Source organism: Maribellus luteus (assembly GCF_003576475.1).
Lineage (GTDB): Bacteria > Bacteroidota > Bacteroidia > Bacteroidales > Prolixibacteraceae > Draconibacterium > Draconibacterium luteum.
In genome coordinates this window covers 340,754-356,503 of record NZ_QWGR01000003.1, presented here as the reverse complement: position 1 = coordinate 356,503, position 15,750 = coordinate 340,754, and the positions used below count along the sequence as shown (strand labels likewise).

14 protein-coding genes are annotated in these 15,750 nt (G+C 45.2%); 6 read left to right on the top strand and 8 right to left on the bottom strand.

Annotated features, from left to right (window positions below; translation table 11 throughout):
• Positions 1–124: 124 nt before the first annotated feature.
• Positions 125–748, top strand: coding sequence for a nicotinate (nicotinamide) nucleotide adenylyltransferase (gene nadD, locus D1614_RS07045; protein WP_241558090.1), 624 nt, complete (start codon positions 125–127; stop codon positions 746–748).
• An 85-nt stretch (positions 749–833) separates the two neighbouring features.
• Here nadD and D1614_RS26255 read toward each other — a convergent pair whose 3' ends face one another.
• Both D1614_RS26255 and D1614_RS07035 read right to left on the bottom strand, forming a co-directional pair.
• Entirely contained in the window at positions 834–1,607 is a 774-nt protein-coding gene (locus D1614_RS26255; protein WP_119437184.1) for a LuxR C-terminal-related transcriptional regulator, read from the bottom strand.
• A gap of 216 nt (positions 1,608–1,823) precedes the next feature.
• Positions 1,824–2,690, bottom strand: coding sequence for a ChaN family lipoprotein (locus tag D1614_RS07035; protein ID WP_119437183.1), 867 nt, complete (start codon positions 2,688–2,690; stop codon positions 1,824–1,826).
• 64 nt (positions 2,691–2,754) lie between these two features.
• Here D1614_RS07035 and D1614_RS07030 point away from each other — a divergent pair, with 64 nt between their 5' ends.
• Entirely contained in the window at positions 2,755–3,687 is a 933-nt protein-coding gene (locus D1614_RS07030; RefSeq protein WP_147384067.1) for a CE1 family esterase, read from the top strand.
• Entirely contained in the window at positions 3,688–4,299 is a 612-nt protein-coding gene (locus D1614_RS07025) for a class I SAM-dependent methyltransferase (protein ID WP_119437181.1), read from the top strand.
• Between the two features lie 750 nt (positions 4,300–5,049).
• Here the strand turns inward: D1614_RS07025 and D1614_RS07020 are convergent.
• On the bottom strand, positions 5,050–5,685 hold the full coding sequence (locus D1614_RS07020; RefSeq protein ID WP_119437180.1) for a DUF3267 domain-containing protein: 636 nt from the start codon (positions 5,683–5,685) through the stop codon (positions 5,050–5,052).
• Between the two features lie 2 nt (positions 5,686–5,687).
• Positions 5,688–7,130, bottom strand: coding sequence for an oligosaccharide flippase family protein (locus tag D1614_RS07015; RefSeq protein ID WP_119437179.1), 1,443 nt, complete (start codon positions 7,128–7,130; stop codon positions 5,688–5,690).
• Positions 7,131–7,256: 126 nt separating this feature from the next.
• Here D1614_RS07015 and D1614_RS07010 point away from each other — a divergent pair, with 126 nt between their 5' ends.
• The gene (locus tag D1614_RS07010; protein WP_119437433.1) at positions 7,257–8,381 is read left to right on the top strand and encodes a glycosyltransferase family 4 protein; all 1,125 of its coding nucleotides are present in this window, start codon (positions 7,257–7,259) and stop codon (positions 8,379–8,381) included.
• Between the two features lie 992 nt (positions 8,382–9,373).
• The gene (gene rnhB, locus D1614_RS07005) at positions 9,374–9,985 is read left to right on the top strand and encodes a ribonuclease HII (protein WP_119437178.1); all 612 of its coding nucleotides are present in this window, start codon (positions 9,374–9,376) and stop codon (positions 9,983–9,985) included.
• Here rnhB and D1614_RS07000 read toward each other — a convergent pair.
• Positions 9,982–10,377 (bottom strand): hypothetical protein, encoded by a 396-nt coding sequence (locus D1614_RS07000; RefSeq protein WP_147384065.1) that lies wholly within the window; start codon positions 10,375–10,377, stop codon positions 9,982–9,984. The two genes, rnhB and D1614_RS07000, sit on opposite strands and share 4 nt — an antisense overlap.
• Before the next feature lie 680 nt (positions 10,378–11,057).
• On the opposite strand from D1614_RS07000, the gene D1614_RS06995 reads away from it, so the two are divergent.
• Entirely contained in the window at positions 11,058–11,504 is a 447-nt protein-coding gene (locus tag D1614_RS06995) for an META domain-containing protein (RefSeq protein ID WP_162304440.1), read from the top strand.
• 17 nt (positions 11,505–11,521) lie between these two features.
• On the opposite strand, the gene D1614_RS06990 is transcribed toward D1614_RS06995, so the two are convergent.
• The 3 genes from D1614_RS06990 to D1614_RS06980 all read right to left on the bottom strand — a co-directional run bounded on the left by D1614_RS06990 (position 11,522) and on the right by D1614_RS06980 (position 15,605).
• On the bottom strand, positions 11,522–12,484 hold the full coding sequence (locus D1614_RS06990) for a phosphatidylserine decarboxylase (protein ID WP_206609939.1): 963 nt from the start codon (positions 12,482–12,484) through the stop codon (positions 11,522–11,524).
• Entirely contained in the window at positions 12,485–12,946 is a 462-nt protein-coding gene (gene rnhA, locus D1614_RS06985) for a ribonuclease HI (RefSeq protein ID WP_119437175.1), read from the bottom strand.
• A 502-nt stretch (positions 12,947–13,448) separates the two neighbouring features.
• Complete coding sequence (locus tag D1614_RS06980; RefSeq protein WP_119437174.1) at positions 13,449–15,605, bottom strand: S46 family peptidase; 2,157 nt, start codon at positions 15,603–15,605, stop codon at positions 13,449–13,451.
• Positions 15,606–15,750: the final 145 nt, after the last annotated feature.

The window sequence follows — 15,750 nt, the reverse complement described above, 5'->3', positions numbered from 1 at the left end:
TTTGTTTCATTTAGTTTTTAGTTAAACGACATTGAATGTAGAATAGTGAATTTCCAACTCCCAAATAATACAGTAAATTTGAGGATTGATTTACGAACATTCGACGTTGGAACTTTAAAAATTTATGAGCCACCTTGTGACCGACATACTTGCACCAAAAACGAATCTCCGTCTGAAAGTAGGATTGTATTTTGGGTCCTACAATCCGATTCACATTGGGCATCTGGCCATTGCGAATTACATGGTTGAGTTTACCGGAATCGATCAGCTGTGGTTTGTGGTTTCGCCACAAAGTCCGCACAAAAAGAAAAACAACCTGCTGGACGATTACCAGCGCCTCGAAATGGTGCACCGTGCCGTGGAAGGTGACGACCGCTTGCGGGCTTCCAACATCGAGTTTAACCTGCCCAAACCCAGCTACACGGTTGATACCCTGGCTTATTTAAAAGATCAGCACCCGAATTACGACTTTGTGATTCTGATGGGATCCGACAACCTGGAGAACTTTCATAAATGGAAGAACTTTGAGAGCATTTTAGAAAACTACGGCATCATTGTTTATCCGCGCCCCGGGTTTGATGCGTCAAAAGTGCAGGAACACAAAAACATAGTGGTAGCCGGCGAAGCCCCGCTGATGGAAATCTCTTCTTCTTTTATCCGTCGCGCCATTCGTGATGGGAAAGATGTGCGGCATTTTCTGCCTCCAAAAACATGGGAGTATCTGGAGGAAATGAATTTTTACAAATAAAAGTTATCCAAAGCTTAATCCCTGGAGCGAGAAGAGCAAAGGCAATTGTATCATTCAATAGGATTAGTTTTCAGTTACTTGATTGTTAGATGATCCCGTCCCGCACGCAACGTGCAATCAGTTCGGTGGTGGTTTTGCAATCGGTTTTGCGTAGAATGTTTTTCTTGTGGGTATTGATGGTATGTGGAGAGAGATTCAGGATGGTTGCTATTTCACCAAACGTTCTACCATTGGCGATGCTCTTCAGAATTTCTTTTTCCCGCGCGGTGAAAAGATTTTCATAGTCGTATTGCTTTGGGGTAAAATCAGGTTCAGTGGATAAGGCATAATAGGAAGGACGACCATCGCCGACAAATGATATTTTGTGATCAATCGGCATATTCAGGTAACTGACATCGGTGTGAATCCCCAATACGTGCTGCGCTTTTTTATCTTCAGATAAACTTAGTGTTTTCGACTGGTGAAGGATGGTTTTGTAATGGCCGTTGGCATGCCTCATGCGAAGAACATAGACTACTTTATAACGTAAAATATCCTCGGGCGGGATTCGGTTCAGAAGAAAATCGACAGCAGCGGCTTCCTTTCTGTGCATCTGATTTAAATCTTCGGGATGAATCGATTCAAATGCTTTATCAAGGCTCCAGTCGCTCGGATTATACCCCAGCACCGACTCAACTCTTTTGTCCACATACTCCATCTGGAGCGTTTCAAAATTTAAGATATAGTAGTAGAAACTTCCTGCCGAGAACAAATTGGCTACTTGTTCGATAACATTCAGGTACAGTTCGGTTTTAACCGGCTTCTCAATTTTGTTGGGTTTCCACGCCTCCTTGATTTTTACTACACTCTCCTTATCCATTTTCCGGGTAGCCTAAATTTATGTTAATAGGACCTTGCTAAAATACCTAAAATTAGGTATTTAAAAATAGAAAATCCACGAGTATATTGCACTGCGAAAAGGACAATATTCCTCCCATTAAAATATTCTCCATTCGCACCGTAAAGAAAGGCCGCATACAGATGCTGCCTTTTTTGTTTTCAGGACTTTGAGTCGGCTATTGTGCTTCCCTTGGCTTTACCTCGTTCGTGTCATATCCTCGTCCACACAGATCGTAAAATCGGCTTTTCCCGTGTTTTCTTCGCTGAGTTTCGAAATATCTTTTTGCGTAACACTGTGGATCGTAACAATTTTCAACTCTGGTTGGTAATGTTTCAGGTACCAGTAGATACTTTCGAAATTTTGACTGTGGTACGCACCGTGGTAATGAAGCAGTTTTTTACCCGGCTCCCGGTTTTTGAGTATGAAATGCGACATGGTGGCATCTTTTATAGCCTGTGCTTTTGGAAAATTAGATGACACATGACTGCCCATGCCTTCCATAGTCATCATACTGGCATAACAATTCAGCGTCGAATCGTAAGCAGGAGGAAGGGAGGGCAAAAAGGTTTTTGCCTCGTCCGATAATTCTTCAAGTCCCTCGAAACCTTTCTTATTAACCAAAGCGGCATACCTGCGCGGAACATTGGTAGCCACAAAATAAAGACCGCTGTCTTTGGCAAATTCGACCAGGGGTTTGTAATCGGTTTTATAGTTGGGCCATAGTTTCATTTCGTCCTCAAAGTTTCGTTGCGAGATCTTCCCCGAAAGGTATTCGTCCAGGATGACCTGGTTGTCGCTTTCAAACATTTCGGCCCCCAAAATCAGGTTTTTACCGTACATCTCAAACATATCTTTGGTAAGTTCCAGCTGTAGCCAGTGCGAAATCGGGTTGTCGTGCAACTCGCCAAAAAGAACCACATCGGCTTCCTGAATTTGTTTGAGCATTCTTTCGTACTTAACCGTTTTTCCGTCTTTGTCAAAAAGCAGGTAAGCAGGCTTGTCCGGTTTAAATGCGGTGAACATCAGAAAAATAACCGGAAGAAGGTATTTGTATTTATGCATATTATTTTTGTTTGTGTTAATAACAAAAAAACGCGGATGGAGTTTGTTTAAGAAAGGATATATCATGAAGACAGTTTTCCTCTTAGTCTGGATTTCGATGGTTTCCATGGGCTGTTTGGCGCAGGTCGGAACCGAAAAGGTTTACCTTGAAGTGGATGGATTGATACGCTTTTACCAGGTTTATCTGCCAAGGACTTACGATGCGAAGAAAAGCTACCCGGTGGTTTTTATACTGCACGGCGGCGGAGGAAAAGCAAAGGGCATGCTGAATTTTACCGGGCGCAGATTCAACGAACTCGCCGACCGCGATGGTTTTATTGCGGTTTATCCCAATGGTTACCGGAGGGGCTGGAACGATGGCGAACGGGATACCTTGTCGGTAGCACGCCGGTTAAAGATCGACGACGTTGGTTTCTTTGATGCAATGATCGACGATCTGGATCAGAAACTGGCGATTGACCGTAAAAATATCTTTGCCTGTGGTATTTCGAACGGAGGGTTTATGGTGCAGCGCCTGGCCATTGAGCGTTCGCGGGTTTTTAAAGCCATCGGGGTGGTGGCGGCCACCATGAGCGGGGACCAGCAAAAAACGGATCCCGGGAATCCGGTTCCGGTAATTTTTATTGGCGGAGATGCCGATCCTTTGGTTCCCTATAACGGTGGGCCTGTGGTTGTGTTAAAGCAAAAAAGGGGCGAAGTGCTAAGCAATGCGGAAGCGATTCAATACTGGAAAAATGTAAACGGGTGTTCCCAAAAGTCAGATGTTTATGCTTTTCCCGATATCAATACAGACGACGACTGTACAGCCGTGAAAACGGTTTGGGAAAATCCAGCGAACGATCGGCTAAAAATTGTCGATATTAAGGTGGTAAACGGAGGGCACACCTGGCCGGGTATGCGGCAGTACCTGCCCCGAAGTATGGTGGGCAATACCAACCGCGACTTTAATGGCTGCGATGAGATCTGGGCATTTTTCGAATCAACAATAACACAATAAATGGTAGAATCCGGTATTTTTTACAGCACCCTGCTCGATCCCCTCTTGCAGTCACTGCGGAGAAGCGTTGCAGCGCATATTAATCAAGGCGACCGCATAATAGACATTGCCTGCGGAACGGGAGCGCAACTTTTTGAATTGGCAGATTGGGCCGGTTCGCTTACGGGTGTGGATTTGAGTGAGTCAATGATTCGTTACGCAATCAAAGCAGCCCAAAAACGAAAAGTACCGAATGCCGGTTTTTACGTGGGTGATGCAACGGATCTTTCGGGGTTTTACGGACAAAGATTTGATGTGGCCATTCTTTCGTTGGCTTTGCACCAGTTCGATCCCGGTTTGCGGGGGGCTGTTTTAAGCGAAATCCAAAAGGTGGCGGATAGAATTGTAGTGCTGGATTATGCCGTTCCGTTACCGCGAAATTATATGGGAGTTGCAAGCAGAGTGGCCGAGTTTATGGCCGGAAGAAACCATAACGGGAACTTTAGAAGTTATACAGAGGCCGGTGGCTTAATGTCTATTCTTCCGGAAAACGGGTTTTTAATTCAAAACATAGAGACCGTTGGAAAAGGAGCCTTTCAGGTGGTAGTAGCCCAAAGATCAGCAGATAATTAACGTTCTTTTACTGATTTTTGCAGTTAGCTACACTATTTAACAAAGCTATATTTAGTTTAACAATAACCAGACGTTCATTAAAATTCATTAACATAGTTATTTTGTAGTTTTGATCAGTGATTAAAAACTTGGTTATTTACGATTTAGCACTGTTCAAAAAACGTCAGAAGAAGGGAATCATGTTGGTTCCCTTTTTTATTGTTGAACGTTTCCCAAAGATCAAAGCTGAATACGCTTATACGCTAACTCTCGCTGATTTGCGAGCTGGCTGATACAATTCTTTTGTTTAACACGAGGCCATCCTTTACACATAAATATTCTTTGGGCAATTCTATCTAATGGACGATTGCCGTGCGGCGCAAAGAACTTTATATGTCTAAAATGTTGGGAGATTGCGCCGGTTGTTCGTCTTGGTCAATACCCCGGGTTGCACTTTCCGTCCGTCATTTGACGGACGAATCGTTTACCCGTCGTTATTATTGTTTCACCCTTGCAGGGTGTTGATTAAATTGACACTGAAAGTGTCAAATATCAATAACCCGGTGCAAAGCGCCGGGTTAGGAATCGTCCTCATCTCGTCCGGCGAAGAAAGTTGTTTTTTAACGGTTCGTGATCCCGGACGAAATAACATGGCCCTGCATTAAATGAGACCTTAGAAAGATCTGTAGAAAGGGAGCTAAGATTAGGTGGAAAAAGAAGGAGTTCAAGACTACTATTACTTTTCTTATTTGGGCTTGGATCAAAATAGATTTATTTCTTCTTCAGATAGTAATAACTTTTCTTTTCAGCCTTAACATCAAAAGTATAGATCTCAGCATTTTTGTGCCGGTAAAGAACGGAAAGTAGGCCAATGTCGCCGGCGCAAAAAAGGCTGTGAACGGCCATGGTCAAAAGGAAAAAATACAGCCAGGGTGTGTGCCAGAAAAAAAGCGACAAAACGAGCGTCACCAGCTTTACAACCAACAGGGGAGTCAATGCAATCCAGGTAAATTGTGTGCCGTTGATTACGTGGCGGTCGGCTTCGGCATAAAAGATGAATTTCCGGAAGTAGGCGCCGTAGTGAACCGTGGGCGCACCGCTTAGTTTTATGGCCAGGCCGTGTAAAAGCTCGTGAACCGGGATCAATGCCGTAAAGCAAAACAGCAATGCAGCGATGGTGAAATAAAGGTTTTCAGGCGCATCGTGTAAGGCCTGGATGATGGCTCTTGTCACTAAGAACATTCCCATAATAATCATAAGCGACTGGTAGATCATAAATGCGATCGTTATCCGGCCCCCTTGTCCCAACTGATCGAGCACAAACGATTTGATGTTTTCGTGACTCAGCTCGGCAATCAATTCAAAACGTTCCGGATCCTGCAATTCCTGAATGGTTGGATTCACCATATTTATTTGTATCTGATAATTTCATAAAGGTTTTTCAGATTAAAAAGTTTAAGCGCTACGGCAGAAATCACCGATGCTGCCACCAGGAAAGCGTAGCCCAGCAGCCAGTTGTCGATTTCCTTTGAAACAGTGGCGAGAGCCACAACGAGGCCGGTAAAAAGAAGCAGTTGAAAAATGTATTTAATGCCCGGGTTCAGGCGAAATATAACCAGTGCCAGCACCAGTTGCGTCCCGCCGGTAAAAAGCTGTGTTGCCAGGCTGGCCCAGGCCGAACCGTGTGCCTGGTATTTGGGGATCAGTATAATATTCAGCGTAATGTTCAGGATCATTCCAGCAAAGGCCATGGTGTTCAGCTGTTTCATACTGCCGTTGGCGGTAAGCAGCGTGCCGAAAATATAGGTCATGGCAATGCCAATAAAACCGGTCATTAGTATGCCCAGCAGGTCAGCCGAATTTTCGGTGTTGGCATGGTACAGCAGGTTCATGATTTCGCTGTTGTAATAAATGCTGGAAACTGCAATGACTATGGCCGGAACGATCAGCAGTGTAAACGACAGCTTAACCATTTGCCCCACATTTTCTTTTTGCTTCAGCATTTTGGAGAAAATAGGGAGCAGCAGTCCGGCAAACAAAACCCCAAACATCGAAACAGCATCCAGCAGACGGAAAGCCTGTGCATAAATTCCGGCCTGTTCTTTCCCGATGGGGTGTGGCAGCAGGCGTTCGAGCATTACCGAATCGATGCGGTTGTAAAACGACATCAGCAAAATCAGGAGGGCGTACGGATACGATTTCCTCAAAAACACCCTGAAAAAAGCCGGGTCAAACTGGATTTTTATCCGTCCCGATTTCTTCAGAACAATCAGTAAAGTAATCAGTGAAGTGAGGCCGTAAGCCATGGTTTGGGCATATACAAACCAGTTAATGGTAAATTCGATCCGAAAAACATTGGTGAAAAGCAAAAGGCTGCAAATAATGATCATCAGGCTGCGGTCGAGCACCGAGATGAGGCTGTCGGTGCGAAACAGCTGAAGCGCACTGATGTTGGACCGGAGATACAGCGTGAAGGAAATCAAAAACTGGTTCAGAATAAGAAAAGCCAGCAAATGAAACTGCAAATTGTTGTACCCGATTAGGACCGCGACACCCAGTGTAAACAGCGCATACACAACGGCGAGCATAAATTTCAACCCGATAATGTGCGAAAGATGCTTGGGCAGCAAAAAACTGTAACGCGAAATATTGCGGTTGTTGAAGTTGGTGATCCCCACATCGAGCAAAATATTCAGCAGCATCGAAAAGTTGAAAAGCGCAAAATACAAACCGTAGTTTTCGTCTCCCACCGAGTTTTGAACCGTGCGGTCGATGCCAAATATCCAAAACGGCTTGATCAGCAGATTCAGGAAAAGGAGCAGGAGCAGGTTTGTTACAAATTTTCGTTTCAAACTACCGGTATTAGGTGGATATCTCGCTTGTTTTTTGAACGCTTAAAAGTAAGAAATATTGACTATACGCAAGCGGGAATAATCACCACAATCTTTGTACATTTACGGAAATTTGAAACCGACAGCATGATTATTGCCGTAAACACGCGTTTACTGATCAAAGGGAAACTGGAAGGAATCGGGTGGTTCACGTATGAAACCCTGAAGCGAATGACGCTGAATCATCCCGAACACGAATTCATTTTCCTGTTTGACAGGCCGTACAGCCCCGACTATGTTTTTTCAGAAAATGTTAAGCCCGTGGTGGTTGGGCCTCCAACCCGGCATCCGGTGTTGTGGTATTTGTGGTTTGAGTACCAAATTCCGCGCATCCTGAAAAAATACAAAGCCAACCTGTTTTTGTCGCCCGACGGATACCTATCGTTGCGGACAAAAGTGCCGCAGTTGGGCGTTATTCACGACATAAATTTTGTGCACCGCCCCGACGACCTTCCGTGGTTAAAGGCGAAATACTACAACCACTTTTTTCCGAAGTTTGCGCGCATTGCCCGGCGCATTGCCACGGTTTCCTTTTATTCGAAAGAAGACATTACGCGTTCGTACAAGGTTGACTACGATAAAATTGATGTGGTGTACGACGGCATCAACCAGATTTTTGAACCCATTTCGGAAAAAGAGAAAGTGGACGTAAAAAAGCGTTACACCGGGGGTGCTGATTACTTTTTGTTTGTTGGCGCGCTGCATCCGCGAAAAAATGTAAGCGGACTGCTAAAGGCTTTCGATGCCTTTAAAAGTGTGAAAGGCGATGCCACCAAAATGGTGGTGGTGGGAGGCGAAATGCACAAAACAGGCGATATACACGAGACCTACGAAAACATGCGCTACCGCAACGATGTGGTTTTTACCGGGCGGGTGTCGAGCAAAGAGCTGCACGATATTTTTGGAGGCGCGCTGGCTCTCACTTTTGTGCCCTTTTTCGAAGGCTTCGGAATTCCGATTGTGGAGGCGATGAGCGCTGGCATACCCGTGATTTGTTCCAACACCACGTCGATTCCGGAAGTGGGCGGAGGCGCTGTAATGTACGCCGACCCCTTAAAAATCGACCAGATTGCCGATGCCATGTTGCGGATTCACGAGGACGCCGATCTTCGGCAAAGCCTGGTTGAAAAGGGATTTATTCAGAAAAATAAATTTAGCTGGGACGAAACCGCACGCCTGCTCTGGATGAGCGTGGAGAAAGCGTTGCAGTGAGAGGAGTTTAAAGTTCAAGGTTCAGAGTTCAGTGATCAGTCGCAGTATTCAGTCTCAGTTTAGCAACGGGAATTGATTTAGGAATGATGATTAACGATTGTTGATTGAAGAAGTATTGAGTGACCAGTCGCAGTCTCAGTAATCAGTCTCAGTTTGCCAGTTTGAGAATTTAGCAGTTTTTCAATTTCTAAAGGAAGCCCTGAAAGGGCGTGGCTTATCAGCCCGGGGCAAAGCCCTGAGGACATGGACGTAAACAAGCCCGCGCTCCAAGCTCTGGCCTTCGTCAATGAGTAAAGATTCTTTGGAGCAAGACCGGGCACAAGTGGTTAAATGTTGGAAATAAAACTACAATTTTACAATTTCGCAGTTTGGCAAGAGTACTTGATTGGAGAATGATGATTAACGATTGTTGATTGAAGAAGTATTGAGTGACCAGTCGCAGTCTCAGTATTCAGTCTCAGTTTGCCAGTTTCACAATTTGCCAGTTTTTCAATTTCTAAAGGAAGCCCTGAAAGGGCGAGGCTTACCAGCCCGGGGCAAAGCCCTGGGGATATGGACGTAAACAAGCCCGCGCTCCACGCTCAGGCCTTCGTCAATGAGTAAAGATTCTTTGGAGCAAGCCCGGGCGCAAGTGGTTAAATGTTGGAAATAAAACGACAATTTTACAATTTCGCAGTTTGGCAAGAGTACTTGATTGAGGAATGGTGATTAACGATTGTTGATTGAAGAAGTATTGAGTGATCAGTCGCAGTCTCAGTAATCAGTCTCAGTTTGACAGTTTAGCAATTTGACAGTTTACCAATGAATAATAAAAGCTCACAGCCCGGGGCTCGTAGCTTAACTTAGCGTCTTGGCGCCTTTGCGAGAGAATAAAAGAAATACCTTTGTGTCTTTGAGTCTTTGTGTTCAGACAACGGTTGCAATATTCAGTCTCAGTTTGACAATTTATCAATTTCTCAGTTTAACAATTATATCAGTAAGTTCCATTTAGTATGAAAAAGCAAAAGCTATTACCCTATTTTCAGGAGAACCAGGTAGAGGCGGGTTGCGACGAAGCCGGACGCGGATGCTTAGCCGGGCCGGTATTTGCGGCGGCGGTAATTTTGCCGGCCGGTTTTGAAAACCAATTGCTAAACGATTCGAAACAGCTTACCGAAAAACAACGCTACCAGCTTCGCCCGGTAATCGAAGAGCAGGCGCTGGCATGGGCCGTTGTTGCGGTGGACAATCATGAAATTGATGAGGTTAATATCCTGAATGCCTCGTTTCTTGCCATGAACAGGGCAGTGGCGCAACTCAAAATAAAGCCGGAACATTTGCTGATCGACGGGAACCGTTTTCGCACGCAGGGCGACATTCCGTACACCTGCATGGTAAAAGGCGACGGACGCTTTTATTCGATTGCGGCGGCTTCGGTGCTGGCCAAAACCTACCGCGACGATTTTATGCTCAGCATTCACCGGGAATTTCCGAACTACGACTGGGACAAAAACAAAGGTTACCCCACCAAAAAACACCGTGCCGCCATCCGGGAACACGGGCCCACCAAATACCACCGCATGTCGTTCCGCCTGCTTGACGAGCAGCTGGTGCTGGATCTTTAATGATTACCGGTAGTGTCTGGTTCGCATCCTACGGGAGAACGAAATCCAGCAAAGCCGACATAATCAACCAGCCAGTTCCCGTTTTTTTTGCAACAGATTGAGTCGCAATCCTGGTAAAGAATGGTGTAATAGTTCGTCACCAGAATACAGCCAAATCCTCGTGTCTGACACGATCGTATCACAACTTTTCCGTTTCGCTCGTCCATTCCCAAGATAAGGGTAGTGGTGTCAATGTTGCTTCTGTCGGGGAGGTAGTTTAAACTATCAGCAATCTGGTATTCCCGTTTAATATCATCCAGTCCCAACAGCTTCAGGTTATTCGGATTTTCAATTTCATGATCGCATGAAATCATCAGTAACGCCGGAAACAATACGTAAAGGAGCTTATACATGTTTTTTATTTTCAGATGATAATTTCGGGAAAATGGTTGCGTTCAAAGTGCTTTATTTTGAAATGAATAGCTAGTTTCGGGTTGCCCCGGCCTCAGAACCAATTTCAGAAGAAGATACCATTTTTGTCTGCCCTGTGTCAGCTTAAAGAACCGTTCTTTATGTGTCGGTTAAAGTAAAGAACGGTTCTCTTTTCCTGCTTCGAGGTAACAGCCTCTGGAGTGAAATAGTGTCAAGTGTTTATTGAAGTGAACCTTTCATTTCTTACACTGAACTTATGAAACGCTGAAGCAAGCAACCGGAGCCAACGTTACCGTAACGATGACTGCCCGGAAGAAAAGTGGAGTAACGTTACCATAACGATGGTCGCCCGGACGAAAAAGAAGGCAACGTACTCAATACGTTTGTCGCCCAAACGAAAAGTGAAGGAATGTAGTCAGTACGTTCGTTCCCCGAAAAAAAGGAACAGAATGTACTCAGTACGTTTGCCGCCCGGATGAAAAATGACCGGACGTACTCAGTACGTTTGTCGTTCAAAAGAAAAGTGATGCAACGTAGTCAGTACGTTCATTGTTCAGCAGAAAAAAGGAGGCATTAATGGCACTGATTCGTTGAATCCCCACTTTATATGCCAAGCAACGCAACCAAACGGCCTGCAGAATCATCTTACCCCAAAATTGTCATGAAAGGAAAACTTGTTTGGATGGCTTTGTTATTGATGGTACTTATGGCCTGCGAAAAATCAGACGATGATGTGAAAACCGGCCCGATTGTTAATACCGAATGGAAACTGGAACAGATAATTGACGAATCAGACATCGCATCCAATTTTCCTTCCGCTATCAATGATTTTGAAATTGCCTTTAAAGAAAACGGCAACATTGATCTGGTCAACTTGTGTAATTACACTTTCGGAAGTTACTCCTTAAGCGGTGGTAATTCAATCAAGATATACAATGTTGGGCAGGGTACGGAGAAGTATTGCGAGCCACTCCTGCGTATGCAATGGGAAACGCTTTTTGTAAACAGTTTTATTACGGCCAAAACTTACTCAATCGACAAAAAGAAGCTAAGCATCAGTTGCGAGGATTGTAAACTGATTTTTGCTGTTATTGAACCTTCGGAATAAGGCGTTGGGAAGCGCAGCTACTGGTTGCCCAAAGCAATGTTTTCGCCCATGCGTATGGTGGTTTCCAGCCCGTTTTGTGTATGCTGCACCAGGTCGGGATCGAAGCTGATCTTTCCTGCTTCAAAAAGCAGCACCAGTGTTGATCCGCCAAAGGCAAAATAGCCTTTCTCACTGCCTTTTTCCACCCGGCCGGGCGAGTAAGTCTGAATGATGCTTCCCACCATGGTGGCTCCCACATCCATGATCAGGATATCGCCGTATTCGGTTGTTTGCAAGGTGGTGTATTCGCGTTTGTTCTGGCAGAAAATCTCGAGGCTGCCACGCAAGGCCAGTGGCGAAACCGAGTAGTAATGCCCTTTGATTTTTACCGACTCGGACGCGGTGCCAGAGGCCGGAAAATGGTAGCGGTGGTAATCGGGCGGTGCCAGCCGTACAATGGCCATGGACCCGTTGGCATATTTCGTAGTGAGTTCGTCGTTGCACAGAAAGCTTTGCAATGTAAATTCCGATCCCTTTACAAAAAACGAATCCACATCACTAAGGGTAGGGAAGACCAGTATCTTTCCGTCGGCAGGCGAAACCAGGTGTTCGCCAATGGGCCGCGCACCGGCTTTTAGCTTGCGGTAGAAAAATTCGTTGAAGGTTTTGTAGTCATCTACATTCGAAACGGCGTATTCATCCATGTCGATGCGATGTTCCTTAACAAAATCAGCAGTTCGCCTGGCCGACCAGCGGGTGTTCATGTACCAGCCACCCAGGGCCGAAACAACTTTCCGCTTAAACAACAGATTGAGCGTGAGTTTGCCGGTGTCTGAAACGTACAGCCAGTGCAACATTCCTTCGCTGGGAATATTTTCGGTTTTCAGTTCCCCGCTTGCTCTTTCTATGTATTTTATGGTTTCCATTTTTTTATCCGCTTCCCCTTCCTGGCGGCACGAAACAAAAGCCAGAAGAAGAAGTGCCCAACTCAAATTTCTCATTTACTCCGGTTTATACCCCACATCCTCCAACAAATTTGCTTTAAATGAAGCCTCCACTGCCAACTGGTCGCAACGTTCGTTGAGCGGGTTGTTGGCATGCCCTTTCACCCACACAAATTTAACCAGGTGATTTTTGTAAATCTCCAGAAAACGCATCCAAAGATCGGGATTTTTTTTCCCTTTAAACCGGTTTTTCACCCAGTTGAACACCCATCCTTTTTCAACGGCGTCGGACACATACCTCGAATCGGTGTAAATAGTGACTTCGCTTCCGGGAATTTTGAGCGTTTCCAGGGCAACAATCACGGCAAGCAATTCCATCCGGTTGTTGGTGGTCAGTTTGTATCCTTCCGAGAGTTCTTTGCGGAATTCTCCCGACAATAAAACAATGCCGTAGCCTCCCGGGCCTGGGTTTCCGCGCGCTGCGCCATCGGTGTATATCGTTATTTTCGGTCGGGCCATTTATAAATTTTGAGTACAGAGTAGTGAGAAAATAGTACTGAGTGCAAAATAGGGAGTATTATTCGTAATAAACAACAATAAAGTTGGAGGATTGCTGCACTGGTATTGAAGTTAGCTGCCTGCAATTTTTGGTCTCAGTGCCCTGGTGATACTTTGATCTTTTGGAATAGTGCGCAAACAATAAGTCCTAAAAGGACTAAACGTGAATAACCGCCGGTACAACCGGTGGCAGCTGAATGCCTGTATCCTCAACCCTGAAGGGGGTGAACGACGTTTGGTCATTATCCCATCATGAATTGGTTATGGCAGTATGATTTCTTACCTGAATTTATTCAACCCTGTCAGGGCTGAAATCTACCGACCGCCTTTTACCGTGCGTTTCACACACGGATATTCATATTTAGTCCTTTCCGGACTCCGTACTCATTACCTCCAAATTATAACAAAAGAAAACCCCGCCAAAACTGACGAGGTTTTACTTCCCATATATCTTCTGAAAATATTAACGGATAATTTCCATTTCCTCGATGAGGTGATCGGCACCGGCATACACATCGATTACCCACAAAACAAAGCGGATGTCGACATTGATACAGCGTTGCAGGTTGTCTTCAAAGGCAAGGTCGCCGCTCATGGCTTCCCAGTTACCGTCGAAAGCAACACCAATCAGTTCACCTTTGCCGTTGATAACGGGACTTCCCGAGTTTCCTCCGGTGATGTCGTTGTTGGTAATAAAACAAGCGTGCAATGTTCCGTCAGCATCGGCATACTGGCCGTAATCTTTTGCCAGCAACAACTCTTTCATGCGGGCCGGTACGTTGAATTCGTAGTCGCCCGGAATCTCTTTTTCCAGGTAACCGTCGGTAGTGGTGTAGTACTTGTAGGTTACACCGTCGCGCGGATCGTAATCCAACACTTTACCGTAAGTAAGACGCATGGTTGAGTTGGCATCGGGGTAGAATTTCTTGTCGGGCTGCATTTCCATCAAACCGGCCACAAATAATCTTTGTCCCTTTTTCAGGATGTCGCTGCGGGTGTCAATGGCTTCCCTGATCTGGTTGTATTTGTCAAAAATATCCACCGCTGTTTGGAAGGCCATGTCTTTTTCCAGCACTTTCAAACTTGGGTTGTCCAAAAATGCGAGGTATTCTTCCTGGTTGTCAAAAATGGTTTTTTTGAACAGCTGCTCAGCAAATTTATCGTAATCACCTTTGTATTTTTTCTGAATCACCTGGTAGCAAGCCGGCTGGAAGATTGGCTTGTTTTCCTGCGCATAAACCTGCATCAGGGCAGCGGTCAGTTTCTGGTCGGTAGCAGCATCATAGTCTTTGAAATAGCTTTCTGTCATTGCCTTCAGGAAATCAGTATAACGTTCAATCCGGTCTTTATTGCCGACAGGGTCTTTTAGCATTTCCATCAGCGGTTTAACGCGGTTGGCAAAAGTGAAGATCTCCGGGCCTCTCAACAAGGCTTCGGTGATAAATTCACGGGCTTTGTCGTTTTCAACCTCCGAGTAGTAATCTTTTATCAGCCCAAGTGCTTCGCTGTATTTGGCTTTTCTTGCCGGGTCGGCATTCAGCCAGGTAGTGAACTGGTCTTCCAGTGCTTTTTTCTGGTCGATAACCTTTAGCTTGGTCAACGCCTGGTTCATCCCAATGGAGTTCTTGTAATAGTTGGCGCTGCTCGCGTGTTTCGATGCGTACTGGATTTTTGCTTTCTGGCTCGATGCCATGTAATCGGCGATAATCTCCAGTTTTTTCTCACGAACCACAATGCGCGCCGTGTTAGTCACCTTCATGGTGTAGTCGATGCCGTACGAAGTTTTGTATCGGCTGGTTCTTCCGGGGTAGCCAAAAACCATGGCAAAATCACCTTCCTGAACTCCTTTCAACGAAATCGGTAAAAAGTGTTTTGGCTGGTAAGGAACGTTTTCTTCTGAATAGTCGGCAGGTTTCCCGTCAGGTCCGCAATAGATACGGAACATCGAAAAGTCGTTGGTATGACGGGGCCACATCCAGTTGTCGGTGTCGCCACCAAATTTACCCAGTGCCTGCGGAGGAGCTCCTACCAAACGCACATCTCTGAACGTTTCGGTTACAAAAAGAAAGAACTGGTTTGAATTGAAAAAGTCGCGGGCATAAACTTCGTAATGCGTATCGGCTTTGGCTTCTTTCACCAGTTTATCGAGTGCTGCGTTAACCGCTTTGTCTCTTGCTTCTTCGGTCATGTCGTCGTTAACATTCTCCAGAACTTTCGCTGTTACATCTTCTACGCTAACCAGGAAAGTAACTGTTTTACCCGGGTTCGGAAGTTCTTCTTCGCGGCTCATGGCCCAGAAACCATCTTCCAGGTAATCGTGCTCAACACTCGAATGTTGTTGAATTTCGCCAAAACCACAGTGGTGATTGGTTAACAACAGACCGTCTTTTGAAACCACTTCTGCCGTACACGATCCGCGGTCGAGCGCCACAATAGCGTCTTTCAGGCTTGAGTGGTTAATACTATAGATGTCGTCGGCACTTAACTCGCATCCCATTTGCTGCATCGTATTAATATTCAACTTGTGAATGAGCGATGGCAGCCACATCCCTTCATCAGCTACTACAGTACCGATAGTAAACACGGTAAGTAACAGCAGGAGCTTAATCTTTCTAATCATTATTTTTCGTTTCAATTTTGATAAAAGTTGCAAATATAATTTTTCCCTACACTTTCAATGGTGACATTTATCTATTAAATTGATAGGCATAACCAATTTAACACATACATCGGTTGGTATTCAAAAGAAATTAGGTTTTGTCCCG

Coding starts and splice junctions, on each gene's coding strand:
- nadD (WP_241558090.1), top strand. CDS start 125: ATGAGCCACCTTGTGACCGACATACTTGCACCAAAAACGAATCTCCGT.
- D1614_RS07010 (WP_119437433.1), top strand. CDS start 7,257: ATGATTATTGCCGTAAACACGCGTTTACTGATCAAAGGGAAACTGGAA.
- D1614_RS07035 (WP_119437183.1), bottom strand. CDS start 2,690: ATGCATAAATACAAATACCTTCTTCCGGTTATTTTTCTGATGTTCACC.
- D1614_RS07030 (WP_147384067.1), top strand. CDS start 2,755: ATGAAGACAGTTTTCCTCTTAGTCTGGATTTCGATGGTTTCCATGGGC.
- D1614_RS06980 (WP_119437174.1), bottom strand. CDS start 15,605: ATGATTAGAAAGATTAAGCTCCTGCTGTTACTTACCGTGTTTACTATC.
- rnhA (WP_119437175.1), bottom strand. CDS start 12,946: ATGGCCCGACCGAAAATAACGATATACACCGATGGCGCAGCGCGCGGA.
- D1614_RS06995 (WP_162304440.1), top strand. CDS start 11,058: ATGAAAGGAAAACTTGTTTGGATGGCTTTGTTATTGATGGTACTTATG.
- D1614_RS07020 (WP_119437180.1), bottom strand. CDS start 5,685: ATGGTGAATCCAACCATTCAGGAATTGCAGGATCCGGAACGTTTTGAA.
- D1614_RS07025 (WP_119437181.1), top strand. CDS start 3,688: ATGGTAGAATCCGGTATTTTTTACAGCACCCTGCTCGATCCCCTCTTG.
- D1614_RS26255 (WP_119437184.1), bottom strand. CDS start 1,607: ATGGATAAGGAGAGTGTAGTAAAAATCAAGGAGGCGTGGAAACCCAAC.
- D1614_RS06990 (WP_206609939.1), bottom strand. CDS start 12,484: ATGAGAAATTTGAGTTGGGCACTTCTTCTTCTGGCTTTTGTTTCGTGC.
- D1614_RS07000 (WP_147384065.1), bottom strand. CDS start 10,377: ATGTATAAGCTCCTTTACGTATTGTTTCCGGCGTTACTGATGATTTCA.
- rnhB (WP_119437178.1), top strand. CDS start 9,374: ATGAAAAAGCAAAAGCTATTACCCTATTTTCAGGAGAACCAGGTAGAG.